21 protein-coding genes and 1 tRNA gene are annotated in these 24,787 nt (G+C 68.7%); 16 read left to right on the top strand and 6 right to left on the bottom strand.

The genetic code is table 11. The features are described from left to right. Positions 1 to 144: 144 nt before the first annotated feature. Entirely contained in the window at positions 145 to 1,368 is a 1,224-nt protein-coding gene (coaBC, locus tag TSO5_RS17060; RefSeq protein WP_109152672.1) for a bifunctional phosphopantothenoylcysteine decarboxylase/phosphopantothenate--cysteine ligase CoaBC, read from the bottom strand. A 237-nt stretch (positions 1,369 to 1,605) separates the two neighbouring features. On the opposite strand from coaBC, the gene TSO5_RS17055 reads away from it, so the two are divergent. Both TSO5_RS17055 and TSO5_RS17050 read left to right on the top strand, forming a co-directional pair. After that, complete coding sequence (locus TSO5_RS17055; RefSeq protein ID WP_109152671.1) at positions 1,606 to 3,021, top strand: sigma-54 dependent transcriptional regulator; 1,416 nt, start codon at positions 1,606 to 1,608, stop codon at positions 3,019 to 3,021. 348 nt (positions 3,022 to 3,369) lie between these two features. Next, positions 3,370 to 3,579 (top strand): cold-shock protein, encoded by a 210-nt coding sequence (locus tag TSO5_RS17050; protein ID WP_109152670.1) that lies wholly within the window; start codon positions 3,370 to 3,372, stop codon positions 3,577 to 3,579. Positions 3,580 to 3,594: 15 nt separating this feature from the next. Here TSO5_RS17050 and TSO5_RS17045 read toward each other — a convergent pair whose 3' ends face one another. Further along, positions 3,595 to 4,437 (bottom strand): response regulator, encoded by an 843-nt coding sequence (locus TSO5_RS17045; RefSeq protein ID WP_109152669.1) that lies wholly within the window; start codon positions 4,435 to 4,437, stop codon positions 3,595 to 3,597. Positions 4,438 to 4,672: 235 nt separating this feature from the next. On the opposite strand from TSO5_RS17045, the gene trpB reads away from it, so the two are divergent. From trpB to TSO5_RS17025, 4 genes are all read left to right on the top strand, one after another. Then, the gene (gene trpB / locus TSO5_RS17040; protein WP_109152668.1) at positions 4,673 to 5,890 is read left to right on the top strand and encodes a tryptophan synthase subunit beta; all 1,218 of its coding nucleotides are present in this window, start codon (positions 4,673 to 4,675) and stop codon (positions 5,888 to 5,890) included. After that, the gene (trpA, locus tag TSO5_RS17035) at positions 5,887 to 6,732 is read left to right on the top strand and encodes a tryptophan synthase subunit alpha (RefSeq protein WP_109152667.1); all 846 of its coding nucleotides are present in this window, start codon (positions 5,887 to 5,889) and stop codon (positions 6,730 to 6,732) included. Before trpB ends, trpA begins: the two co-directional genes overlap by 4 nt. A 155-nt stretch (positions 6,733 to 6,887) precedes the next feature. Further along, positions 6,888 to 7,940, top strand: a complete 1,053-nt coding sequence (gene accD / locus TSO5_RS17030) for an acetyl-CoA carboxylase, carboxyltransferase subunit beta (RefSeq protein WP_109152666.1) — start codon at positions 6,888 to 6,890, stop codon at positions 7,938 to 7,940. Between the two features lie 34 nt (positions 7,941 to 7,974). Continuing rightward, positions 7,975 to 9,348, top strand: a complete 1,374-nt coding sequence (locus tag TSO5_RS17025) for a folylpolyglutamate synthase/dihydrofolate synthase family protein (RefSeq protein WP_109152665.1) — start codon at positions 7,975 to 7,977, stop codon at positions 9,346 to 9,348. Positions 9,349 to 9,512: 164 nt separating this feature from the next. Here TSO5_RS17025 and TSO5_RS17020 read toward each other — a convergent pair. Then, positions 9,513 to 9,588 (bottom strand) — tRNA-Ala (locus tag TSO5_RS17020). Between the two features lie 282 nt (positions 9,589 to 9,870). On the opposite strand from TSO5_RS17020, the gene TSO5_RS17015 reads away from it, so the two are divergent. From TSO5_RS17015 to TSO5_RS17000, 4 genes are read left to right on the top strand one after another with little or no spacing between them, the layout of a single operon-like run. Then, entirely contained in the window at positions 9,871 to 10,155 is a 285-nt protein-coding gene (locus TSO5_RS17015; RefSeq protein ID WP_109073245.1) for a YggT family protein, read from the top strand. Positions 10,156 to 10,157: 2 nt separating this feature from the next. Continuing rightward, positions 10,158 to 10,499 (top strand): DUF167 family protein, encoded by a 342-nt coding sequence (locus tag TSO5_RS17010; protein WP_158282438.1) that lies wholly within the window; start codon positions 10,158 to 10,160, stop codon positions 10,497 to 10,499. A 1-nt stretch (position 10,500) separates the two neighbouring features. After that, positions 10,501 to 11,406 (top strand): bifunctional methylenetetrahydrofolate dehydrogenase/methenyltetrahydrofolate cyclohydrolase FolD, encoded by a 906-nt coding sequence (folD, locus tag TSO5_RS17005; RefSeq protein ID WP_109152664.1) that lies wholly within the window; start codon positions 10,501 to 10,503, stop codon positions 11,404 to 11,406. Continuing rightward, on the top strand, positions 11,403 to 12,398 hold the full coding sequence (locus TSO5_RS17000; protein ID WP_109152663.1) for a magnesium transporter CorA family protein: 996 nt from the start codon (positions 11,403 to 11,405) through the stop codon (positions 12,396 to 12,398). The genes folD and TSO5_RS17000 overlap by 4 nt, the downstream gene beginning before the upstream one ends. Positions 12,399 to 12,725: 327 nt before the next feature. Here the strand turns inward: TSO5_RS17000 and TSO5_RS16995 are convergent, their stop codons facing one another. Further along, complete coding sequence (locus TSO5_RS16995) at positions 12,726 to 15,422, bottom strand: bifunctional acetate--CoA ligase family protein/GNAT family N-acetyltransferase (protein WP_109152662.1); 2,697 nt, start codon at positions 15,420 to 15,422, stop codon at positions 12,726 to 12,728. Positions 15,423 to 15,710: 288 nt separating this feature from the next. Between TSO5_RS16995 and TSO5_RS16990 the strand changes: the two genes are divergently transcribed. Then, positions 15,711 to 16,661 (top strand): L-lactate dehydrogenase, encoded by a 951-nt coding sequence (locus tag TSO5_RS16990; protein ID WP_109152661.1) that lies wholly within the window; start codon positions 15,711 to 15,713, stop codon positions 16,659 to 16,661. Positions 16,662 to 16,663: 2 nt separating this feature from the next. Here TSO5_RS16990 and TSO5_RS16985 read toward each other — a convergent pair whose 3' ends face one another. Then, positions 16,664 to 17,581 carry a LysR family transcriptional regulator gene (locus TSO5_RS16985; protein WP_109152660.1) on the bottom strand — a complete coding sequence of 306 codons (918 nt, stop codon included), beginning with the start codon at positions 17,579 to 17,581 and terminating at the stop codon, positions 16,664 to 16,666. Positions 17,582 to 17,684: 103 nt separating this feature from the next. On the opposite strand from TSO5_RS16985, the gene TSO5_RS16980 reads away from it, so the two are divergent. Beyond that, positions 17,685 to 18,725: an NAD(P)H-binding protein gene (locus TSO5_RS16980; protein ID WP_109152659.1), complete on the top strand. Its 1,041-nt coding sequence runs from the start codon at positions 17,685 to 17,687 to the stop codon at positions 18,723 to 18,725. A gap of 25 nt (positions 18,726 to 18,750) precedes the next feature. On the opposite strand, the gene ppa is transcribed toward TSO5_RS16980, so the two are convergent. Continuing rightward, entirely contained in the window at positions 18,751 to 19,308 is a 558-nt protein-coding gene (gene ppa, locus TSO5_RS16975) for an inorganic diphosphatase (RefSeq protein WP_012975242.1), read from the bottom strand. A 164-nt stretch (positions 19,309 to 19,472) separates the two neighbouring features. Here ppa and TSO5_RS16970 point away from each other — a divergent pair, with 164 nt between their 5' ends. The 4 genes from TSO5_RS16970 (at position 19,473) to TSO5_RS16955 (ending at position 24,682) form a co-directional block, all read left to right on the top strand. Next, positions 19,473 to 21,281: an extracellular solute-binding protein gene (locus TSO5_RS16970; RefSeq protein WP_109152658.1), complete on the top strand. Its 1,809-nt coding sequence runs from the start codon at positions 19,473 to 19,475 to the stop codon at positions 21,279 to 21,281. A gap of 92 nt (positions 21,282 to 21,373) precedes the next feature. Continuing rightward, entirely contained in the window at positions 21,374 to 22,879 is a 1,506-nt protein-coding gene (locus tag TSO5_RS16965; RefSeq protein ID WP_109152657.1) for an ABC transporter substrate-binding protein, read from the top strand. Positions 22,880 to 22,892: 13 nt separating this feature from the next. After that, positions 22,893 to 23,858: an ABC transporter permease gene (locus TSO5_RS16960; RefSeq protein ID WP_109152656.1), complete on the top strand. Its 966-nt coding sequence runs from the start codon at positions 22,893 to 22,895 to the stop codon at positions 23,856 to 23,858. Next, on the top strand, positions 23,855 to 24,682 hold the full coding sequence (locus TSO5_RS16955) for an ABC transporter permease (protein WP_109152655.1): 828 nt from the start codon (positions 23,855 to 23,857) through the stop codon (positions 24,680 to 24,682). Before TSO5_RS16960 ends, TSO5_RS16955 begins: the two co-directional genes overlap by 4 nt. The last annotated feature ends 105 nt before the right edge of the window (positions 24,683 to 24,787 follow it).

The following is a 24,787-nucleotide window of genomic DNA, read 5'->3' as shown; positions in this document are numbered from 1 at the left end:
CCGGGCTTACGAATGCCCCCTCCCTAACCCTCCCCCTCTTCGAGGGAGAGGGAACTCCGCCGCTTTGGCGCCTGACTCCCTCTCCCGCGTAAGCGAGGGAGGGTTGGGGAGGGGGCACCGCAGAGTGGGGGCTCTAAGTAGACGCTACTTCCCCTTGAAATACTCCGCCACCGCCTCGGCCAGCCGGGTGGCGACGGCATCCTTGGGCATGGTCGGCCAGGACTCGACGCCGTCGGCGCGGATCAGGTGGACGGTGTTGTCACTACCGCCGAAGGTGCCGGTGCCGGGGGAGACGTCGTTGGCGACGATCCAGTCACAGCCCTTGCGGGCGCGCTTGGCGGTGGCGTAGGCCAGCACGTCGCCGGTCTCTGCCGCGAAGCCGACCACCAGCGCCGGGCGGCGCTCGCCGGGCCGCGACAGGGTGGCGAGGATGTCGGGGTTCTCGGTCAGGGCCAGGGCCGGCGGGCCGCTGCCGTCCTTCTTCAGCTTGCGGTCACCGGCACCATCGACGCGCCAGTCCGCCACCGCGGCGGCGCAGACCGCGATGTCGGCCGGCAGCGCCGCCTCGCAGGCCGCCAGCATCTCCCGCGCCGTCTCGATATGAGCGACGCGGCAGCCGGCGGGGTCGGGCAGCCGGGTCGGGCCGCTGACCAGCGTCACCTCGGCCCCCAGCGCCGCCAGGGCCGCGGCGATGGCGTGCCCCTGCTTGCCCGACGAGCGGTTGGCGATGTAGCGCACCGGGTCGATCGGCTCGTGCGTCGGACCGCTGGTGACGATGGCGCGGCGGCCGGCCAGCGGACGATGAGCCTCGGCGGCGAAGAAGCCGGCGATGGCGTCGACGATCTCCATCGGCTCGGCCATGCGGCCGGGGCCGTATTCGTTGCAGGCCATCACCCCGTCGTTGGGGCCGATGCGCCGCACGCCGCGGCTTTCCAGCAGCGCCATGTTGGCCTGGGTCGCGGCATGCTGCCACATGCGCACATTCATCGCCGGGGCGACCAGCACCGGCTTGTCGGTGGCCAGCAGCACCGTGGCGGCCAGATCGTCGGCCATGCCGGCGGCCATGCGCGCCAGCAGGTTGGCGGTGGCCGGCGCCACCACCAGCAGGTCGGCCTCGCGCGACAGGCGGATGTGGCCCATCTCCGACTCGTCGGTCAGCGACCACAGGTCGCGGTAGACGGTATCCTCCGTCAGCGCCTGTACCGACAACGGGGTGACGAAGCGGGCGCCGGCCTCGGTCAGCACCGCGCGCACCGTCACGCCGCGTTCGCGCAGGCGGCGGATCAGCTCCAGGCTCTTGTAGGCGGCGATGCCGCCGGCGATGACCAGCAGAACGCGCTTGCCGGCCAGAATGGCGTGATCGGCCATGGCGAACCCCCTCTATCCGCCGTCCGTATTCAGGCGCCGGTTTCCCGACGCCCCATGCCCGCTGCTGATAGTTCATCGCGCCGCCCCCGGCAAGCGGCGGCGCCGCGACACACTCTGTCCGGCGGCGATTTCGATGTGTTCGCGCGGCCGGCCATGCGCGTAAGGGTGGGATTTTCAGAATTATCTGTTAGACAATAGGAGCTGTTCCGTCCCCACCCTTCGCGTGTCACCCACAGCATGCCGCCAGGTTCCATTCCCGTCCTGCTGATCGAAGACACGCCGTCGCTGGCCCGTGTCTATGCGGAATACCTGAAAAAGGAATCTCATACCGTCATCTCGGTGGAGACCGGGGCCGACGCGCTGGCACAGCTGAACGACGGCGCGCCGATGGTCGTGCTGCTGGATCTGCAACTGCCGGACATGAACGGGATGGAGGTGCTGAAACGCATCGACGCCCAGGCGCTGCCCTGCGCCGTCATCGTCATCACCGCCCACGGTTCCGTGAAGGCGGCGGTGGAGGCGATGCGCTACGGCGCCTATGATTTCCTGGTGAAACCCTTCTCCGCCGACCGGCTGGTGGTGACGGTCCGCAACGCGATGGAGCGGCTGCGGCTCGCCCAACTGGTCGACACCTTCGAGAAGGACCTGAACCGCGCCCGCTATCACGGCTTCATCGGCTCGTCGCTGGCGATGCAGGCGGTCTACCGCATCGTCGACAGCGCCGCCTCTTCGCGCGCGACCGTCTTCATCACCGGCGAATCCGGCACCGGCAAGGAGGTCTGCGCCGAGGCGATCCACCGCCAGAGCCAGCGCGCCGCGCGCCCCTTCATCGCGATCAACTGCGGCGCCATCCCGAAGGATCTCATGGAAAGCGAGATCTTCGGCCATGTGAAGGGCAGCTTCACCGGGGCGGTGTCGGACCGCGAGGGCGCGGCGGCGCGCGCCGACGGCGGCACCCTGTTCCTGGACGAGATCTGCGAACTGGCGCCCGACCTGCAGACCAAGCTGCTGCGCTTCATCCAGACCGGCACCTTCACCCCGGTCGGCGGGTCGAAGCTGGAGAAGGTCGATCTGCGCATCGTCTGCGCCACCAACCGCGATCCCCTGCGCGAGGTGGAGGAGGGGCGGTTCCGCGAGGACCTGTACTATCGCCTGCACGTCATCCCCATCCACCTGCCGCCATTGCGCGAGCGCGAGGACGACGTGCTGGAGATCGCCCGCCACTATCTGGCGGAGTTTGCGAAGGAGGAGAAGAAGGCCTTCACCCGCTTCTCGCCCGAGGCGGAACAGGCGCTGCGCCATTACCACTGGCCGGGCAATGTCCGCCAGTTGCAGAACGTCGTGCGCATCGTCGCCGTGCTGCATGACGGCGACACGGTGATGCCGGAGATGCTGCCGCCGCCCCTCGGCACACCGCAGCCGGTCTCGGTCCATGCCGCCGCCGCGCCGGCCGGCGCCCTTCCGGTTCCACGACCGCATGTCCCGCCCTCCCCGGACTCGATCAAGCCGCTGTGGGAGGTGGAGAAGGACGCCATCGAGGACGCCATCGCTGCCTGCGACGGCAACATCCCGCGCGCCGCCGCCCTGCTGCAGATCAGCGCCTCGACGATCTACCGCAAACGCCTGGCCTGGCAGGCCGAAGGGAAGCTGTAGCGTCCCTGGCCGATCGGAGTCACGCCCCGGATTGATTCCGATCTTCCGCGATCCGATCTAAGCCTTTATTTCGGCAAGGGTTTCTTGCTTCACCGCGCAGACATACAAGAAACGGGCTAATACTCTTCGACCAAGCCTTGCCGCCTTGGTCGTAATTCCACTCTGAAGTCGGCCGTCGTTAGACCTATGCCGTGAGATGGAATTGCCCGCAACCACAGCATGCGGCTAGCCTCCCCGCACAATGTCTTGGTTCCGCTTGCCCGGCAGGCCTCACGGCGCGGCCGATGCCGGCGATTCCGGACCCATGGTTTGCCAAAGATCCGCTTCGCAGTGACTAGGGGGAGGCCCATGACAAACGGCACCGTCAAATGGTTCAACACCACCAAGGGGTACGGCTTCATCGCGCCGGAGGCCGGTTCGAAGGACGTGTTCGTTCACATAACCGCGGTCCAGCGCTCCGGCCTGCATGCCCTGTCGGAAGGCCAGCGCGTCCAGTTCGAGGTGGAGCGGGGCAATAACGGCAAAGACTCGGCGGTGAACATCAGCGTCGTCGAGTGAACAGTCCGACCTGAGTCAGACCGGATATCCGGCGGCGCGGTAGGCCGCGATGGCGTCCCCGGCCAGTTGGGGAATCTCGCCGCGCAGCCTCTCCACCGCGTCCGCCGCCCCGTCCGCTTTTTCCCCCTTCGGTTCCGCAACGGATGCCCGGCACGCCATTTCCAGCGCGCGGGCGGCGCTGCACAGGGCGCGGGCGCCGAAGGTCCCGGCGGTGCTTTTCAGCGTGTGCGCTTCGCGCGTCAGAACGGCGCGGTCGGTCTCCCCGGCGATGCGCGCCACCCGTTCCCGCGTCTCCTCCACGAACTGCCGCAGCACGTCGGCCAGCAGCTCCGCATCCAGATCCTGGGCCAGCTGGGCCAGCACCTCGCGGTCCAGCACTTCGCCCTCCGCCGCCGGTGCCGCCTGGGCGCAGGGGCCGAAGCCGGCCGACCGGTCCGGCGGCGCCCGCAGCCACTTCTCCACGGTTTCCAGCAGCAGCACCCGATCCACCGGCTTGGCGACATGATCGTTCATGCCGGCATCCTGGCAGCGGACACGGTCGGCCTCCTCGGTGTCGGCGGTCATGGCGACCACCGGAACCCGGCCGGCCGGTCCCGGCAGGTCGCGCAGCAGCCGGGTGGCGGTCAGCCCGTCCATTTCCGGCATCGACAGATCCATCAGGATCAGGTCATAGCCGCCGGCCTGCGCCGCCATCACCGCCTCCAGCCCGTTGTTGGCGGTGTCGGTCCGGTGGCCTGCCTGGGCCAGGATGGCGGTGACCAGCATCTGGTTCAGCGGACTGTCCTCCACCACCAGAATCCGGCAAGGAACCGGCTGGACATCCGTGGGGAGAAGCGACGGCGGCGTCCGCTGCGTCATCGGAACAAGGCTCCGCAATAAAGGAGGCACCAGTGTAAGGGTGCGGCCTTGCCGCTGCAAAGCCCCGCTCCATGTATGCAGACTGATCCGGGCGGGTCGATTTCGTGGGGGCTCGCGGCCCGGCGCTTCAAATCGGCGCGTCCCGCCGGTATGGTGTCGCGCCTGGCCGGTGTCCGGACCCGATGCCGCCCACTTGACTCCAGCTTCCCTTCGACTTCAGGCAGTGCCGCAGACGATGACCAAACTGAACACCTACCGCTCCGGTCCCGACGAGCGCGGGCATTTCGGAATCTTTGGCGGCCGCTTCGTCGCCGAGACGCTGATGCCGCTGATCCTGGAGGTCGAGAAGGCCTATCGCGAGGCGCGCGCCGATCCCGCCTTCGAAGGCGAGATGCGCCAGCAGTTGAAGCAGTATGTCGGCCGGCCCAACCCGCTCTATTACGCCGAGCGCCTGACCGAGCAGCTGGGCGGCGCCAAGATCTACTTCAAGCGCGAGGAGCTGAACCACACCGGCGCGCACAAGATCAACAACTGCATCGGCCAGATCCTGCTGGCGCGGCGCATGGGCAAGACCCGCATCATCGCCGAGACGGGCGCCGGCCAGCATGGCGTGGCGACCGCGACGGTCTGCGCGCTCTACAACATGCCCTGCGTCATCTACATGGGCGAGACCGACATCGCCCGCCAGCAGCCCAACGTCTTCCGCATGAAGCTGCTGGGGGCAGAGGTCCGCCCGGTGACGTCTGGCAGCGGCACGCTGAAGGACGCGATGAACGAGGCGTTGCGCGACTGGGTCACCAACGTCACCGACACCTTCTACATCATCGGCACCGCCGCCGGTCCGCATCCCTATCCCGCCATGGTCCGAGACTTCCAGTCGGTGATCGGCGACGAGGTGCGCACCCAGATGCAGGAGCAGGAAGGCCGCCTGCCCGACAGCCTGGTCGCCTGCGTCGGCGGCGGATCGAACGCCATCGGCCTGTTCCACCCCTTCCTCGACGACCCGTCGGTGCAGATGATCGGCGTCGAGGCCGCCGGCCGCGGCATCGAGAAGGGGCCGCTCGACCATGCCGCCTCGATCAACGGCGGCCGTCCGGGCGTGCTGCACGGCAACCGCACCTACCTGCTGCAGGACGAGGACGGCCAGATCCTGGAAGGCCACTCGATTTCCGCCGGTCTCGACTATCCCGGCATCGGGCCGGAACACAGCTGGCTGCATGACGTCGGCCGCGTCGAATACGCCTATGCCACCGATCAGGAGGCGCTGGACGCCTTCCAGCTCTGTGCCCGCACCGAGGGCATCATCCCGGCGCTGGAATCCGCCCACGGCCTTGCCGAGGTGATCAAGCGCGCACCGAAACTGCCCAAGGACCACCTGATGGTGCTGTGCCTGTCGGGCCGCGGCGACAAGGACATCTTCTCCGTCGCCAAGCATCTGGGAGTGGAACTGTGAGTGCCGACATCTTGGCCGATGGCCGCATCGCCCGCCGGTTCAAAGCGCTGAAGGCGGAGGGGCGCGCCGGTCTGGTCACCTTCATCACCGCCGGCGATCCCGATCCTGCCGTGTCGCAGGCAGTGCTGAACGGCCTCCCGGCCGCCGGTGCCGACCTGATCGAGCTGGGCATGCCCTTCACCGACCCGATGGCGGACGGCCCGGCGATCCAGGCCTCCTCGCTGCGCGCGCTGAAGGCGGGGATGACGGTGCGCAAGACGCTGGAGATGGTCCGCGGCTTCCGCAAGCAGGATGCCGACACGCCGATCATCCTGATGGGCTATTACAACCCGATCTACGCCTATGGGGTGGAGCCCTTCCTGGCCGCCGCGCGCGAGGCCGGGGTGGACGGGCTGATCGTCGTCGACCTGCCGCCGGAAGAGGACGAGGAGCTGTGCATCCCGGCGCTGAAGGCCGGCGTCAGCTTCGTCCGCCTGACGACGCCGACGACGGATGAGGCGCGTATGCCCATGGTGATGCGCAACACCTCGGGCTTCGTCTATTACGTGTCGATCGCCGGCATCACCGGCACCGCCAGCGCGTCGAACACCGCCATCGACGCGGCGGTCGCCCGGCTGAAGCGCCACACCGACCTGCCGGTCGCCGTCGGATTCGGCATCAAGACGCCGGATCAGGCCGCCGAGGTCGCCCGCGTCGCCGACGCCGCCGTGGTCGGCTCCGCCATCGTCACCCGTCTGGCCGATGGGATCGACGCGTCCGGTGGTGTCAAGCCGGGCACGGTCGAGGACGTGCTGGGCTTTGTCGGCGAGCTGGCCGCCGGGGTGCGCGCGGCGCGGGGCTGAGGGACGGACGGTTTACAACGACGGCAAACAGCTTTACGACACCTGCAACACGATCGCTCATGGCGACGAACGGCTGAAGAGCCCGGTGCGGCACGGACCCCAAGTCCAGCCGCCGCCGGGCTTCGGCGTACCGCCATGTCGTTGAAAGGCGTTCCATGAACTGGCTTACCAACTACGTCCGTCCCAAGATCCGCGCGCTCTACGCCCGCAAGGAAGTGCCCGACAACCTCTGGCACAAGTGCCCGAGCTGCGAGTCGATGCTGTTCCACCGCGAGCTGGAAGAGAACCTGCACGTCTGCCAGCATTGCGGCTTCCACATGCGGCTCGACCCGGTCAAGCGGCTGGAGACGATGTTCGACGACGGCGCCTATGAGAGCGTCGAGCTGCCGAAGTCGGTCGCCGACCCGCTGAAGTTCCGCGATCAGAAGCGCTACACCGACCGCCTGAAGGAAGCCCAGACCAAGACCGGCCGCACCGACGCCATCGTGGTGGGCGAGGGCCGCATCGGCGGCCATGCCGCCGTGGTCGCCGCCTTCGACTTCGGCTTCATGGGCGGGTCGATGGGCATCGCCGTCGGCGAAGGGCTGCTGACCGCCGCCCGTCTGGCGGTGGCGAAGAACGCGCCGCTGATCGTCGTGCCGGCGTCGGGTGGGGCGCGCATGCAGGAAGGCATCCTGTCGCTGATGCAGATGCCGCGCACCACCATCGCGGTGGAGATGGTCAAGGAAGCCGGCCTGCCCTACATCGTCGTGCTGACCGACCCGACCACCGGCGGCGTCACCGCCAGCTTCGCCATGCTGGGCGACATCCACATCGCCGAGAAGGGCGCGCAGATCGGCTTCGCCGGCGCCCGCGTGATCGAAAGCACGATCCGCGAGACGCTGCCGGAAGGCTTCCAGCGCTCCGAATATCTGATGGAGCACGGCATGGTCGACATGGTCGTCCATCGCCGCGACCTGCGCCCGACGCTGGTCCGCACCATCGGCCTGCTGATGACGCCGCGCCTCGACGCGGTGGCGGAGGACATCGACCTGTCCGCCGCCCAGGGGGTCGACGGCGAGCCGGCCCAGTTGCCGCAGTCGGCGACGCAACCGGTCGCGCAGCCGGCCACACAGGCGACCGCGGCCCAGCCGGCGGCGACGCAGCAGGCGTCCTCCCAGCAGGCGTCTCCTCAGCCGGCGGCTCCCGTCCAGGCCGGCGACGACTGACCGGCACCTCCCGCCCATCCGACCAGAGACGATCATGACCGATGCCGCCCTTCCGCTCGCCAATCCGTCTGACGGGCCGGCCGCGACCCGTTCCGACCCGGTGCTGGACCGGCTGAAGGGGCTTCATCCCAAGGTCATCGACCTGTCTCTGGACCGGGTGCGCCGTCTGCTGGCGGCGCTGGACCATCCGGAGCGGAAGCTGCCGCCGGTGGTCCATGTCGCCGGCACCAACGGCAAGGGATCAACCGTCGCCTTCCTGCGCGCGATGCTGGAGGCGGCCGGCCACCGCGTCCATGTCTACACCTCGCCGCACCTCGTCCGCTTCCACGAGCGCATCCGCCTGGCCGGCCGGCTGATCGACGACGATCATCTGGCCGCCCTGCTGGAGGAGTGCGAGGTTGCCAACGCCGGCAATCCGATCACCTTCTTCGAGGTGACGACGGTCGCCGCCTTCCTCGCCTTCTCCCGCGTGCCGGCCGACGTGGTCCTGCTGGAGACCGGGCTGGGCGGGCGGCTGGACGCCACCAACGTGGTGGACAAGCCGGCGGTGACGGCGGTCACCCGCATCTCCTACGACCACCGCCAGTTCCTGGGCGAATCGCTGATGGAGATCGGCAGCGAGAAGGCCGGCATCTTCAAGCCCGGCGTCCCGGTGGTGCTGGCCCCGCAGCCGGAAGCCGACGCGCTGAAGGTGCTGAAGCTGCGCGCCAATGCCATCGCCGCGCCCATCCAGAGCTGGTCGGTGGAAGAGCGTCCGGATGGCTTCCGCTTCGAGAGCGCGAAGCGCCGGCTCGACCTGCCGATGCCGGGGCTTGCCGGCGTCCACCAGATCACCAATGCCGGCGTCGCCATCGCCTGTCTCGACCATCTGCCGCTGGCAGTGGACGACGACGCGGTGCGCCGTGGCCTTGCCACCGTCGAATGGCCGGGGCGTCTACAGCGCCTGACCCGCGGCCCGCTGGCCGAGAGCCTGCCGCCGGGCTGGGAGCTGTGGCTGGACGGCGGCCACAACGATTCGGCCGGCGAGGTTCTGGCCCGTCAGGCGGTCGACTGGTCGCGTGGCCAGCCCAATGGCGGCCAGCCCAATGAGGGATCGGGCGGCAGCCCCGCCCTGCCGCTTCTGCTGATCTACGGCATGCTGTCCAGCAAGGACCCGTTCGAGTTCCTGGGTCCGCTGGCTCCCTTCACCCATGCCCTGCGCGCGGTGGCGATCCCGGGCGAGGAGGCCAGCTTCACCGCCGAGGAATCCTGCGAGACCGCCAAGCTCTGCGGCATCCGCGACCACGGCGCTGCCGACAGCGTGAACGCCGCCCTGGCCGATCTGGTTGCCGGCCGTAAGGGCCCGGCGCGCGTGCTGATCTGCGGCTCGCTCTACCTCGCGGGCTCGGTGCTGGCGGAGAACGGCTGAGGGTGTAACCGGGGCGACCGAACTCACCGGCGGGCCATCGGGTCCGCCGGTGCAACCTGCTGCCGGCCTGACGTGCGAACACAAAAAAGCGGGCCGGATGCCGTTTCCGGCAACGCCCGCTGACGATCCATCAACTTGTCTCACCCTTCCGGGGAAGGGGGAAATGGTGGAGCCGAGGAGGATCGAACTCCCGACCTACGCATTGCGAACGCGTCGCTCTCCCAGCTGAGCTACGGCCCCACACTCACACCGTGGCGTCTTCGTCGCCCCGGCGTGGCGCGGATATTGTCCATCACGGGGGGTGCTGTCAAGCGCTTGATTCAGAAAAAATGAAGTGGGTGTGGGATGGCGCAGGATGGGGCATAGGACGGCCGATCCGCCGCAGGCCGCTCGGGCGATCGGCGGGCCGCCGTACTGGACAGGCCTCCGCGCTTATGCTTAGGGTGCCCGGAAAAGGCTGGCGCCCGTCGCGCAGTGCGCTGCGCGCGGCCGTCGCAAAAACCGCACTGGAGCTGGCCCGGCATGATCGCGCTGTATTTGCTCATCAACACCATCCTGGACCTGTTCTTCTGGGTCCTGATCCTGTCGGCGATCCTCAGCTGGCTGGTAGCCTTCAACGTGGTGAACACGCGCAACCGCGCGGTCTATCTGATCGGGGATTTCCTGTACCGCATCACCGAGCCGGTGCTGCGTCCGATCCGCCGCGTCCTGCCCAACATGGGCGGGCTGGACCTGTCGCCGATCGTCGTGCTGCTGGCGATCTCCTTCATCCAGAACCTGCTGGCGCAATACTGGCCGCGCTTCTGACCGTGGCGGCATTCTCCCCCATCGAGGCGGTGGCTGACGGCCTGCGCGTCGCACTTCGGGTGACGCCCAAGGCGTCACGCAATGCGGTGACCGGTACGGCCGACAAGGCCGGTGGGGGGAAGGTTCTGAAACTGGCGGTCACGGCGGTGCCGGAAAACGGCAAAGCCAACGAGGCCGTCATAAAACTGTTGTCGAAGGCATGGAAACTGCCCAAGACCAGCCTGACGGTGGTGGCCGGCGCCACCGACCGGAACAAGATTCTGCATGTGGCGGGCGACCCGGCGGCATTGCTGGCGCGGCTGTCGCCCCTGATCGACGATGTGGGTAGCGAGGGTGGAGAGTAGCATGGCGGACGCGAAGATCATCGACGGCAAGGCCTTTGCGGCCGGCCTGCGTGCGCGGGTGGCGGACGGCGTGGCGGCGCTGAAGGCCAGCCATGGCGTCACCCCCGGTCTGGCCGTCGTGCTGGTGGGCGAGGATCCGGCCAGCCAGGTCTATGTCCGCTCCAAGGAGCGGGCGCTGGTCGAACTCGGCATGAACAGCTTCGACCATCACGAGCCGGCCGACATGGCCGAATCCGACCTGCTGGCCTTGATCGACCGGCTGAACGCCGATCCGGCGGTGCACGGCATCCTGGTCCAGCTGCCGCTGCCCAAGCACATCGACACTCAGAAGGTGCTGGCCCGCATCGTTCCGGAAAAGGACGCCGACGGCTTCCACGTCGTCAATGCCGGTCTGCTCGCCACCGGGCAGCCGGGCGCCATCGTGCCCTGCACGCCGCTGGGCAGCCTGCTGCTGATCCGCGACACGCTGGGCCGCGACCTGAAGGGCAAGCGCGCGCTGGTGCTGGGTCGCTCCAACATCGTCGGCAAGCCGATGGCCCAGCTTCTGCTGCAGGCCGACTGCACGGTGACGATGGCCCATTCCCGCACCGCCGATCTGCCGGAGGAATGCCGCCGCGCCGACATCCTGGTCGCGGCGGTCGGCCGGCCGGAGATGGTGCGCGGCGACTGGATCAAGCCGGGCGCCACGGTAATTGACGTTGGTATCAACCGCGTCGCCGCGGCGGAGCCGGGCAAGACCCGTCTGGTCGGCGACGTCGCCTTCGACGAGGCGGTGAAGGTCGCCGGCGCCATCACCCCCGTTCCCGGCGGCGTCGGCCCGATGACCATCGCCTGCCTGATGCTGAACACGCTGGCCGCCGCCTGCCGCGCCGCCGACGCGCCGGTGCCGGCAGAGGCTGCCCTTTGATCACCGTCCATGCCCGTGCCGAAGACGGGCGGGTGGTGCGCCAGCCGCTGGAACTCGGCGAGGACTTGCCGGCCGGGGCGGTCTGGATCGATCTTCTGCGCCCGACGGAAGCGGAGCGCGGCCATGTCGGCGCGCTGACCGGCTGCGACCTGCCGACGCGCGAAGAGATGAAGGAGATCGAGGCCTCCAGCCAGCTCTATGTCGAGGGAGAGGGGATCTACATGACCTCTCCCATCATCTCGCGCGCCACCTCGCCCCATCCGGAGCAGGGCGAGCTGACCTTCGTGCTGACCTCGCGCCAACTCATTACGCTGCGCTATACCGAACCGCTGCCGGTCATCACCTTCGCCGCCCGCTGCGTCCGCCAGCCGGAACTGCTGGCGACGGGGGAAAGCGCGCTGTTCGGCCTGCTGGACGCGGTGATCGACCGGGTGGCCGACGTGCTGGAACTGGTCGGCGGCCGCATCGACGAGCTGTCGGCCCGCGTCTTCGACGATTCGCTGGACGGCGGCGGCTTCGGCAAGGCGGCCAAGAAGCCGGACGAACTGCAGGACGTGCTGCGCGGCATCGGCCGGGCCGGCGACCTGACCCACAAGGTGCGCGACAGCCTGGCCGGGCTCGACCGGTTGGTGGTGTTCATGACCTCGGTCAGCGGCGGCCGGCTGAACAAGGACCAGAAGACCGCGCTGAAGACGATGACGCGCGACTTGCGGTCCCTGACCGAGCATGCCGGCTTCCTGGCGCACGAGGCGAACTTCCTGCTCGACGCCACGCTTGGCCTGATCAACATCGAACAGAACGCCATCATCAAGATCTTTTCGGTCGTCTCGGTGGCGCTGATGCCGCCGACGCTGATCGCGTCGGCCTATGGCATGAACTTCAAGCACATGCCCGAACTGGACTGGGACTTCGGCTATCCCATGGCCATCCTGCTGATGGTGCTGTCGGCGGTGGTTCCGCTCTGGTACTTCCGCCGGCGCGGCTGGCTGTAAGGGAAGGATCGACCGCCGCCGCGACGGCATGCCGCAGCCTCTCAAAATACCGATTTCGCGAGCGAAAGCGCTTCCGCAATACCTATGCGTGCGTCACAGTGGCGGCGCGGACGGGATGGCGGACTGGCCGCCATCCCCGCCGCTTACGAGGAGTGAAGAGGATGATGCAAATCCTCAAGCTCCTGATCCTCGTGCTGGAGATCGTCAAGCGGCTGCTTGACCTCTTCCGGTAAGGATCGGGCCGGCGGGCAGGGGATTACGGCCTCTGCCCGCCAAGCCTGATATTGCCTCATCCCGATCCATAGTCAACCACCGGTATAAGAACCCTCAGGCCGCCAGCCCGCCACCCAGCTCGATCCGCACCTCTACCACGCCGGGCTCGTCCAGGTTCTCCTTGCGGACAAAACCCAGGGCGCGGCACATGTTCAGCATGTTGGTGTTCTCGCGCAGAACCTCGCCATAGACCTCCCGGATACCGCGCGAGCGGGCGTAATCCAGGATCTTGTTCATCAGGATATAGCCCAGCCCCTGGCCCTTCATGTCGGACCGCACCATCACCGCATATTCGGCGCGGCGATTGTCGGGATCCGCGGTGATGCGCACCACGCCATACATGATGGTCTCGCCGGTCTGCGGGTCGGGACCGACGGCGATCAGCCCCATCTCGCGGTCATAGTCGATCTGGGTCAGCCGGGCCGCCGCCTGGTGCGACAGCCGTTTCAGCGGCGCGAAGAAACGCAGGCGCAGGTCTTCGGCCGTCTGGTTCTCCACCAGATGATGCACCAGCGGCTCGTCCTCCGGCAGGATCGGGCGGACGAAGAACTGGCGGCCGTCCTTGATGGTGATACGGTCTTCCAGCGACTTCGGGTATGGCCGGATCGCCAGCCGCGCCGCCCCCGCCAACACGGGCACGCCAACCTTGATGCGGGCGTCCAGCGCCAGCACGCCGTCGGCGTCGGCCAGCAGCGGGTTGATGTCCATTTCCGCGATCTCGGGGAAATCGACCACCAGTTGGCTGACCTTGTTCAGCGTCAGCGCCACCGCGTCCAGATCGACCGCCGCGCGCGAGCGATAGCCCTGCAGCTGGCGATGGATGCGGGTGCGGCTCATCTGCTCGGCCGCCAGCTTCATGTTCAGCGGCGGCAGGGCCAGCGCGTAATCCTCCACCACCTCCACGCCGATGCCGCCCTCGCCGAACAGCAGGACCGGGCCGAACATCTCGTTCTCGGTCATGCCGACGATCAGCTCATAGGCGTCGGGGCGGACGGCCATCTCCTGCACGGTGAAGCCCTCGATCCGCGCCTCGGGCGCCAGCTCGGCGACGCGGCCCAGCATCGCCTCGGCCTCGGCCTTGACGTCCTCCGGGCTGGTCAGGCCCAACGCGACGCCGCCGACGTCGGACTTGTGGGTGATGTCGTGCGACAGGATCTTCAGCGCGATCGGCCCGCCGATGACGCGGGCGGCGTTGGCCGCCTCCTCCGGCGTCTCGGCGACGCGGGTGTCGACCACCGGGATGCCGTAGGCCGCCAGCACGCGCTTGGCCTCGAACTCGCTCAGCCACTCGCGCTTCTCGGCCATGACGCGGGAGACCACCTTCTTCACGGTGATCTCGTCTGGCTGGAAATCCTCCGCCACCGACGGCGGGGTCTCCATCAGAAGCTGCTGGCTGCGGCGGTAGCGCACCAGATGCATGAAGGCGCGTACCGCGTCGGACGGGCCGTTGTAGGTCGGGATACGGGCGTCGGCGAACAGCTTGCGCGCCTCCATCGCCGACTGGTCACCGATCCAGCTGGTCAGCACCGGGTGGCGGCGCCCCTTGTTGGCCTGCACCGTCTCCGCCACCGCCTGGGCGATAGCCTCGCTGTCGGTCAGGGCGGACGGGCAGTGCAGGACCAGCACCGCGTCGTTGCCGGTGTCCTGCATCAGCGCGTTCAGTGCCTCGGCATAGCGTCTGGGCGTGGCGTCGGCACCGATGCGCAGCGGGTTGCGGAAGGGCGCGCCGGCCGGCTGCGGACCCAGCGCCTTGGCCAGAGCATCCTGCGTCTCCGGGGCCAGCGCGGCGAGCCGGCCGCCGGCCTGGATCAGCTTGTCGGTGGCCATCACGCCCATGCCGCCGCCGTTGGTCAGGATCGCCAGCCGGTCGCCGGTGATCGGCACCCCGGTGCCCAGCGTGCCGGCGGCGTCGAACAGCTCGGCCAGATCGTTCACCCGCAGCACGCCGGCCCGGCGGAACACCGCGTCATAGACGGCGTCCGACACCGCCAGCGCCCCGGTGTGCGACGCCGCGGCCTCCTGCGCCTCGTCCGAGCGGCCGGCCTTGATGACGATCACCGGCTTCTGGCGCGAGGCGGAGCGGGCGGCCGACATGAATTTGCGGGCCTGGGTGATGCTCTCGATATAGAGCAGGATGGCGCGCACCGTGACGTCGGACGCCAGATAGTCCAGCAGATCGCCGAAATCGACGTCGCCGCGGTCGCCCAGCGACACCAGATGCGAGAAGCCGATCCCGCGCGAGGTCGCCCAGTCGGCGACCGAGGTCAGCACCATGGAACTCTGCGCCACCAGCGCCACGTCGCCCTTGCGCGGCGCCACCGGCGCGAAGCTGGCGTTCATGCCGCGGCCCGGCACCATGGCGCCCAGGCTGTTCGGTCCCAGCACCCTCATCAGATAGGGCTTCGCCGTTTCCAGCATCGCCTGCGTCTGTTCGGCCGACATGCCGTTGGTCATGACGATGGCGGCCTTGGTCCCGCGCTTGCCCAGCGCGTCGATGGTCGCCGCCACCGTGTCGGGGGCGGTGCAGATGACGCCCAGGTCCGGCGTGATCGGCAGGCTGTCCACCGTTTTGTAGGTCAGCACCCCTTCCACCGCGCGCTCGGTCGCGTTGACCGGCATCACCGGGCCGTCGAATCCGGCCTGGAACAGGTTGCGGGCCACCACGGCCCCCACCGTTCCGGGCTTGCGGCTGGCGCCGATCAGGGCGATCGAGGCGGGCTTGAACAGCTTGTCGAGGTTGCGAACGGTCATGACCGGATCCGGTGCTGGGAAAAGGCGCCGGCCCCAGTCTGCCACGGGATGCCGACGATTTTGATGACGAACAGCGCAAGCCCGGACTTTCATCCCCGCCATTTGCTGCGGCGCAACATTACGGGCTGGTATGACCATTGGGCAAGGGGGCGTTTCGTCGCGCCTGTTGAAAACGAGCAGAGGGACGAAAACAAGGGGGAGTTGTCGCCTTGCGCCTTGCGGTGGGGCACCGACCGCCGCCAAGCTGTCCGCCGGACCAGACGTCAACCTGCGCAAAGGAGCCTGTTCATGAAGGTCGGAATTGTCGGGGCCGGGTTCGTCGGCAGCACCGCCGCCTTCGCCATGGTGACCACCGGTGCGGCGAGCGAGGTCGTGCTGGTCGACATGAACGAGGCGCTGGCCCAGGCCCAGGCGCAGGACATCGCCCATGCCGTGCCCTTCACCCATGCCGTCACCGTCCGCGCCGGCTCCTATGCCGCGCTGGAGGGGGCGGGGGTGGTCGTGCTGTCGGCCGGCGTCGCCCAGAAGCCGGGCGAAACCCGGCTGGAACTGCTGGAACGCAACGCCAAGGTGTTCGGCGCCATCATTCCGGAGGTGCTGAAGGCGGCACCCGACGCCGTTCTGCTGGTCGCCAGCAACCCGGTCGACGTGATGACGCAGATCGCCACCCGGATCAGCGGGTTGCCGCGCAACCGGGTCATCGGCTCCGGCACCGTGCTGGACACCGCGCGCTTCCGCGCCCTGCTGGCCGAACAGCTGGCGGTGACGCCGCGCTCCGTCCACGCCCATGTGGTGGGCGAGCATGGCGACTCGGAAGTTCTGCTGTGGTCGAGCGCCACCGTCGCCGGCTTGTCCGTCGAGCAGGCGGCCACCCAGCTCCGCCGCAGCCTGACGGCGGAGGACCGCGCCGCCATCGACGAGGGGGTGCGCCGCGCCGCCTACCGCATCATCAACGGCAAGGGCCACACCGCCTTCGGCATCGGCGGCGGACTGGCCCGGCTGGTTTCGGCCATCGGTGCCGACGAACGGCTGGTGGCGACCTGCGCCATGCTGACCGACGATGTCTGCGGGGTGCCGCAGGTGGTGTTGTCACTACCGCGCGTCATCGGCGCCGGCGGCGTGGTGGACACCGTCCTGCCCAATCTGTCGGCGGAGGAGGAGGCCGCGCTCCGCCATAGTGCCGAAATCCTGAAGGAGGCGGCGGACGGCGTCGAACGTCGGATGGGCTGGACCAGTTGATGCTACGTCACGTGATCCGCTGACACGTGATCCCTCAGGCCCGCCGCCAACCCGTCGAAGACGGCGCGGCAGCGCGGGGTGGAGCGCAGATCCTCGTGCATGGCGACCCACATGCCCATCGGCATGTCGAAGGCGTCCGCCAGCACCCGCCGCAGGTCGGGGTTCCGGCGTGCCAGCGGGACCTGGCAGATGCCGATGCCGAACCCGGCCTCGACGGCTGACAACTGGGCCAGATGGCTGTCGGACCGCAGAGCGAAGCGGGGCAGAGCGATGGCCGGCATCCGCCGCATCATGGCGCGGATGTCGGGCGTCTCGCGGTCGAAGCCGATCAGGCTATGGTGGCCGAGATCCTCCAGCCGCCGCGGAATGCCGTGGCGGTCGAGGTAGTCGCGGTGGGCGTACATACCGAGCGCGATGCTGCCGATCCGCCGCACCAGCAGCGCCTGCTGGTCCGGCTCCACCATGCGGACGGCAACGTCGGCATCACGCCGCAACAGGTCATCGACCGAGTTGGACAGCACCAACTCGACCTCCAGCGCCGGATGGCGGGTCCGCAGGCCGGCAAGGATCGCCGGCAGGATGCGGGCGCCCACCACCTCGCTGGCGGTGACCCGCACGGTGCCGCGCACATCGGCTTCCGGGCCGGCCCCCAAACCCGACGCCGTGCGCCACAGGCTGGCGGCTGCCCTGTCCAGCGCCTCCGCCTGCGGCTTCAGGGCCAGGGCCGCGTCGGTCGGGTCCAACCCGCGCGGCGAGCGCACGAACAGGGAGCCGCCGACCGCTTCCTCCAGCGCCGCGACGTGGCGGGCCAGCGTCGGTTGTGTCAACCCCAGGGCGCGCGCCGCCGCCGACAGCGATCCTTCACGGATCACGGCCAGGAAACTGCGGTAGAGGTCCCAGCTGGGTGGCGGCGGGTTCATCGATTTCAGTATAGCGCATAGCCGCAGTTCGACAATTCCGTTCAGCCATCCCCTGGCCCATCCTTCCCTCCATCACGGACCGCAAGAGCGATGGAGGCAGCGTATGGTACGGCAGGCGACCGGCACGGACAGGACCGCCCTGGTTCTGGGGGCGACCGGCGGCATCGGCGGCGAAATGGCGCGGGCGCTGGCGGCGCGCGGCTGGACGGTGCGCGGCCTGCGTCGCAAGCCGGCGGAGTCGCCGCGGTCGGACGGCATCGACTGGATCGTCGGCGACGCGATGAACGCCGCCGATGTGCTGGCTGCGGCCGAGGGGGCGGCGCTGATCGTCCATGCGGTGAACCCGCCCGGCTACCGGGATTGGGACCGGTTGGTTCTACCCATGCTGGACAACAGCATTGCCGCGGCCTGTGCCAATTGCGCCCGCATCCTGCTGCCCGGCACCGTCTACAACTATGGCCCCGACGTCTTCCCGCTGATCCCGGAAACGGCGGCGCAGAACCCGCTCACCCGCAAGGGCGCCATCCGGGTGGAGATGGAACGCCGCCTGCACCGCGCGGTGGGGCAGGCGGCGAAGCTGCTGATCCTTCGCTGTGGCGACTTCTTCGGCCCGCGTCCCGGCGGCAGCTGGTTCAGCCAGGGCCTGTTGACGCCCGGCAAGCCGCCGACCCGGATCGCCCAGCCCGGCCGGCGGGAGATCGGCCATCAATGGGCCTATCTACCCGACGTGGCGGAAACGGCGATGCGCCTGCTCGACCGCGAGGCGGACCTGGGCGATGACGCGATGTTCCATATGGATGGCCATTGGGACGCCGACGGCGATCAAATGGTTGCCGCCATCACCCGCGCTCTTGGCGAACCCGACCTGCCGGTGCGGCGGATACCGTGGTGGATGCTGCGGCTGGGCGGTCTGGCGGTGCCGCTGCTCCGCGAGATCAGCGAGATGCGCTATCTCTGGCAACAGCCGGTGCGGCTGGACAACCGCCGTCTGCTGGACTTTTTGGGCGAGGAACCGCACACGCCGCTGGACCTCGCGGTGCGCCGGACGCTTGTTGGATTGGGGCATCTCCCCGCGCAGCCGGCGGATATGCCGGAGGCGGGGAGATGCATGCCCGACCGTGTGGCCCTAAGCCGACAGGGCTGAGGCCGCACGGTTCAAACCACTATCCTCAGACCACCGGACCCGGGTTGCCCTTGTTGGCTTCCAGGGCGCGGGCCAGGCCTTCCTCGATCTTCTTGGCGGCCTCTTCGGCGTTGCCCCAGCCGCGGACCTTCACCCACTTGTTCTTCTCGAGATCCTTGTAGTGCTCGAAGAAGTGGGCGATCTGCTCGGTCACGATGGCCGGCAGGTCGGTGTAGTTCTTCACGTCGGTGTAGAACGGGTGCAGCTTGTCGACCGGAACGGCCAGCAGCTTCTCGTCCTCGCCGGCCTCGTCCTCCATGTACAGGACGCCGATGGGGCGCGAGCGCAGGACCGCGCCCGGGACGACGCCGTGCTGGCCGACGACGCAGACGTCCACCGGATCGCCGTCACCCGACAGGGTGTGCGGGATGAAGCCGTAGTTGCAGGGATAGAACATCGCGGTGTGCAGGAAACGGTCGACGAACACGGCGCCCGAGTCCTTGTCGACCTCGTACTTCACCGGCTGGCCGCCGATCGGAATCTCGATGACGACGTTCACGTCCCAGGGCACGTTCTTGCCCGCGGCGAGCTTGCTCAGATCCATGTATCGCGTTCCTTCGACTGGCGTATTCAGGGCACGTTCTTGTTTCGGCGCCGATGCCCGGTCCGGCGCCACGCGGGGCGGGAGTTTAGGCGGAACGCACCCTGAGTCCAAGGAACTTGCGCTGGCTCTTGCGCAGGTGCGGCAAAGCGGCAACCCTGACGGCCATGGCCCGCCCGATCGTCCTTCTCCTCATCCTTCTGGCTCTGCTGGCGCCCCATCCGACGGTGGCTGAGTCCCCCCATCACGGCATTGCCCAACACGGCATTGCCATGCATGGTGACCTCGCCTTGCCGCCGGACTTCACCGCCTTTCCCTACGTCAATCCGGCGGCGCCCAAGGGCGGCACCATCCGGCAGGCGGTGACCGGCAGCTTCGACAGCCTGCACCCGCACATCGTCAAGGGCGTGCCGGCGCTGGGGATGGGCTATGTCTTCGAAACGCTGCTGACGCGGTCGTGGAACGAGCCCTTCTCGCTCTACGGACTGCTGGCCGACCGGGTGGAGGTGGCCGACGACCGCTCCGCCGTCACCTTCCACATCAATCCGAAGGCGCGCTGGCATGACGGAACGCCGGTGACCGCCGCCGACGTGCTGTTCTCGCTGGAGGCGCAGCGGCAGCACGGCACCCCCAACCGCCGCCTGTTCTACGCCAAGGTCACGGCGGCCGAGGCGCCCGACCCGCAGACCGTCCGCTTCGCCTTCTCACCCAACCCGGACGGCAGCATCGACCGCGAGATGCCGCTGCTGATGGGATTGATGCCAATCCATTCCAAGGCCTTCTGGGCGGGCCGCGACTTCAGCCGCACGACGCTGGAGCCGATCCTGGGCAGCGGCCCCTACCGCGTCGCCGCGGTCGATCCCGGCCGCCGCATCGTCTACGAGCGGGTGCGCGACTATTGGGGCCGCGACCTGCCGGTCCGCGTCGGCCAGTTCAACGCCGACCGTCTGGAGTTCGACTATTACCGCGACGATTCCGTGGCGCTGGAAGCCTTCAAGGCAGGGCAGGGCGACGTTCGTTACGAAAGCGATCCGGCCAAATGGGCCACCGGCTACGACGGCCCGGCCCTGCGCGACGGCCGCATTGTGCGGGAGGAGTTGCCGAACCACCGCCCGGAACCGGCGCGTGGCCTGATCTTCAACACCCGCCGGCCGATCTTCGCCGATGTCCGGGTGCGCCGGGCGCTGGGGATGGCGACCGATTTCGACTGGATCGGCCGCAACCTGTTCCACGGCCTGCTGACCCGCACCGCCAGCTACTATCCCAACTCCGAACTCGCCGCCCACGGCCTGCCGGAGGGGGAGGAACTGCAGGCGCTGGCCCCCTTCCGCGACCGCCTGCCGGCCGATCTCTTCACCAAGCCCTTCGTCCTGCCCGAAACCGGCAACGGCCCCGCCGGCCTGCGGGCCAACCGGCGCGAGGCGCTGCGGCTGCTGGAGCAGGCCGGCTGGCGGGTGCGCGACGGCCGGCTGACCGATGCGGCGGGCAATCGTTTCGCCTTCGAAATTCTCCTTTCCGATCCGGCGGAGGAACGGGTGGCGCTGGAGTTTGCCCGCTCGCTGGAGCCGTTGGGGATCGAGGCGCGCGTCCGCACGGTCGACAGTGCCCAGTTCCAGGCCCGGTTGGATGGTTTCGATTTCGATATGACCATGCGCTGGTGGGCGTCCAGCCTGTCGCCGGGCAACGAGCAGCTCTATTATTACGGATCCGATGCGGCCGGGCAGGAGGGTAGCCGCAACCTTGCCGGCATCCGCGACCCGGTGGTCGATGCGCTCGCCCGCTCCATCGCCGCCGCCACGACGCGGGCCGCCCTGGTCGGCCGGGTGCGGGCGTTGGACCGGGTTCTTCTGTGGGGGCACTACATGGTTCCGCTGTTCCACAGCCCGGTGGACCGCATCGCCCGCTGGTCGACCCTGCACCGTCCCGCCGTCACACCGCTCTATGGCCCGATGCTGGAAAGCTGGTGGGTGGAATAGCGTGGCGGCTTCGCTTGCGCTCTCCCTCGCCGCACCGCATCATCGCGGCAAAGAGAACGTCGATAACGACGAGACGGGGGAGTTTGCCAACCATGTCGACCGCCAAGCAGCGTTTCACCCTGGCTGCCGCAGCAGCCACCTTCGCGTCCTTGGCGCTGGCCGCCACGTCCCTGACGGCAACGGCCCAGCCGCGCACCGACCTCGTCGTCGGCATGGCGCTGGAGCCGCCGCATCTGGACCCGACCGCCGGTGCGGCCGGCGCCATCAAGGAAGTCACCTACGCCAACCTGTTCGAACCGCTGCTGCGCGTCGATGCCGACGGCAAGCTGATCCCCGGTCTGGCGGAACGCTGGACGGTGTCGGACGACGGGCTGACCTACCGCTTCACCCTGCGTCCGAATGCGAAGTTCCATGACGGCACCACCGCCGATTCCGCCGACGTGAAGTTCACGCTCGACCGCGCCCGCGCCGCCGACTCCGTTAACGCCCAGAAGGCTTATTTCGCCCCGATCTCCCAGGTGGAGACGCCGGACCCGCAGACGGTGGTCGTCACCCTGTCGCGCCCCGACGGCCTGTTCCTGTTCCACATGGCCAGCGGTGACGCCGCCATCGTCGCCCCGGAATCGGCGGCGACCAACAAGCAGAAGCCGGTCGGCACCGGTCCCTTCAAGTTCGACCGCTGGGTCGCCGGCGACCGCGTCGTCCTGGTCCGCAACCCGGACTATGACGGACTGAAGCCGAAGCTCGACCGCGTCACCTTCCGCTTCATCAGCGACCCCGCCGCCCAGGTCGCGGCGCTGAAGGCCGGTGACATCGACGCCTTCACCCTGTTCAGCACCTACGAGGCGCTGCCGGAGTTCCGCAACGACCCGAAATTCACGGTGATGGTCGGCTCGACGGAAGGCGAGACCATCCTATCGACCAACAACGCCCGCAAGCCCTTCGACGATGTCCGCGTCCGCCGCGCCATGGCCTATGCCATCGACCGCAAGACGCTGATCGATGGCGTGCTCTACGGCAACGGCGTCGCCATCGGCAGCCATTTCCCGCCGCACCGCGAGGGCTATGTCGACCTGACCGGCATGTATCCCTACGACCCGGCCAAGGCGAAGGCGTTGCTGGCCGAGGCCGGTTACCCCAACGGCTTCGACACCACGCTACGCCTGCCGCCGCCGCCCTATGCGCGCCGAGGCGGCGAGCTGATCGCCGCCATGCTGGCGGAGGTCGGCATCCGCGCGAAGATCGAGCCGGTGGAATGGGCGGCTTGGCTGGAAAAGACGTTCAAGGGCAAGGATTACGACCTGACCATGATCGCCCATACCGAGCCCCTGGACATCGACATCTACGCCCGCCCCGATTACTACTTCAATTACAAGAGCGAGCGCTTCAACGCCCTGAACGACGAGTTGAACCGCACCCAGGATCCCGCCAAGCGCAACGCCCTCTACGGCGAGGAGCAGAAGGTGCTGGCGGAGGATGCGGTCAACGGCTTCCTCTTCATGCTGCCGTCGGTGACGGTGCAGAAGGCCGGCCTGACCGGCATGTGGGTGAACCGCCCGATCCAGGCCAACGACGTCACCGGCGTTTCCTGGAAGTAAGGATAGCCCCCGCGTGATTGCGTTCCTGCTGCGACGGCTGGTCAGCCTGATCGTCACCGTCTGGCTGGCCAGCATCGTGGTCTTCGCGGTGCTGCAACTGGTTCCCGGCGACCCGGCCCTGCTGATGCTGGGTGTCAACGCGCAGCCCGACACGCTGGCGGCCCTGCGCAGCCAGATGGGGCTCGACCAGCCCATCCTTACCCGCTACCTGCAGTGGGCCGGCGCGCTTGCCCGCGGCGACCTGGGCGTCAGCCTGACCTACGCCCGCCCGGTGGCGGAGCTGGTGGCGGAACGGCTGGCGGTGACCCTGCCGCTGGCCCTGCTGTCGCTGGTCATCAGCACGGCTCTGGCCCTGCCGCTCGGTCTGCTGGCGGCGGCGCGGCGGGGCAGGGGCGGGGACTGGGCGGTGCTCGGCTTCTCTCAGCTCGGCGTGTCGATGCCCAGCTTCTGGATCGCCATCCTGCTGATCCTGCTGTTCTCCCTGACCCTGCACTGGTTCCCGGCCGGCGGATTCCCTGGTTGGACTGGGCCCGGCTGGAGCGGCGGAATCGGCCCGGCGCTGCATGCGCTGCTGCTTCCCGCCCTGGCGCTGGCTCTGCCGGAGGCCGCCATCCTCGCCCGCATCACCCGCACCGCCGTGCTCGACACGCTGGCCGAGGACCACATCCGCACCGCCCGTGCCAAGGGTGTCAGCCGCACCGCGGTCCTGCTGCGCCACGCCCTGCCCAACGCGCTGATCCCGGTGGCGACGGTGCTGGGGCTGCAAATCTCCTTCCTGGTGGCCGGGGCGGTGGTGGTGGAGAATGTCTTCACCCTGCCGGGGCTGGGCCGGCTGCTCTATCAGGCGATCGGCCAGCGCGACCTGATCGTGGTGCAGGGGGTGGTCGTGCTGCTGGCCCTGTTCGTCGTAGTGGTGAACGCTTTGGTCGACATTGCCTGCGCGCTCGCCGATCCCCGCCCAAAGGGACTGTCGTCGTGAGGCGGCGTCTTCCGCTCTCCCTTTATCTTGGCGTCGCGCTGACCCTGCTGCTGGTCGCCATGGCGCTACTGTCGCTGCTGTGGACTCCCTACCCGGCGGAGCAGGTGCGGGTGATCGCCCGGCTGAAGCCGCCCAGCGCCGCCCATTGGCTCGGCACCGACCATTTCGGGCGCGACGTGCTGTCGATGGTCATGGTCGGCGCCCGCAACTCGCTGGCGGTCGGGGCGGCAGCGGTCGGGCTCGGCCTGCTGGGAGGGGTGCCGCTGGGGCTGCTGGCCGCCGGGCTGGGCCGCTGGGGGGACGAGGTTGTGGCGCGGCTGGGCGATCTGGTCTTCGCCTTCCCGGCCGTGCTGACGGCGATCCTGCTGACCGCGGTGCTGGGGGCGGGGGCGGTCAACGTCGTGCTGGCCCTGGCGCTGTTCAACGCCGCGGTGCTGGCCCGCGTCACCCGCGGCGCGGCGCTGGCGGTGTGGCGGCGGCCCTTCGTCGGCGCGGCGCTGGCGCTGGGGCGGGGGCCTGCGTCGGCGACGCTGGTGCATGTGCTGCCCAACATCGCCGGCATCATCGTGGTCCAGGCCACCGTGCTGTTCGCCGTCGCCATCGTCAACGAGGCGGCGCTGAGCTACCTCGGCCTCGGCATCCAGCCGCCAAGCCCCAGCTGGGGCCGGATGCTGGGCGACGCCCAGACCTACCTGTTCACCGCGCCGCTGCAGGCGGTGTTTCCGGGTGTGGCGATTGCGCTCAGCGTCATGGGGCTGACGATGTTGGGAGATGGCCTGCGGGATTGGCTCGACCCGCGGCATCGGTCGTCGGGGGTTATGTAGTCGGCTGACGGTGCCCCCTCCCTAACCCTTGTATGTTGAGTTTGGCTTATAGTGTCTCCGACGGATCGAGCTGCTGGGGGTGGCCACCCCCAGCAGCTCGGGCCG

The organism is Azospirillum sp. TSO5 (assembly GCF_003116065.1).
In the GTDB taxonomy this organism is placed as follows: domain Bacteria; phylum Pseudomonadota; class Alphaproteobacteria; order Azospirillales; family Azospirillaceae; genus Azospirillum.
Note: the sequence above shows the minus strand (reverse complement) of the source record. Positions and strands in the feature narration are given on the sequence as shown.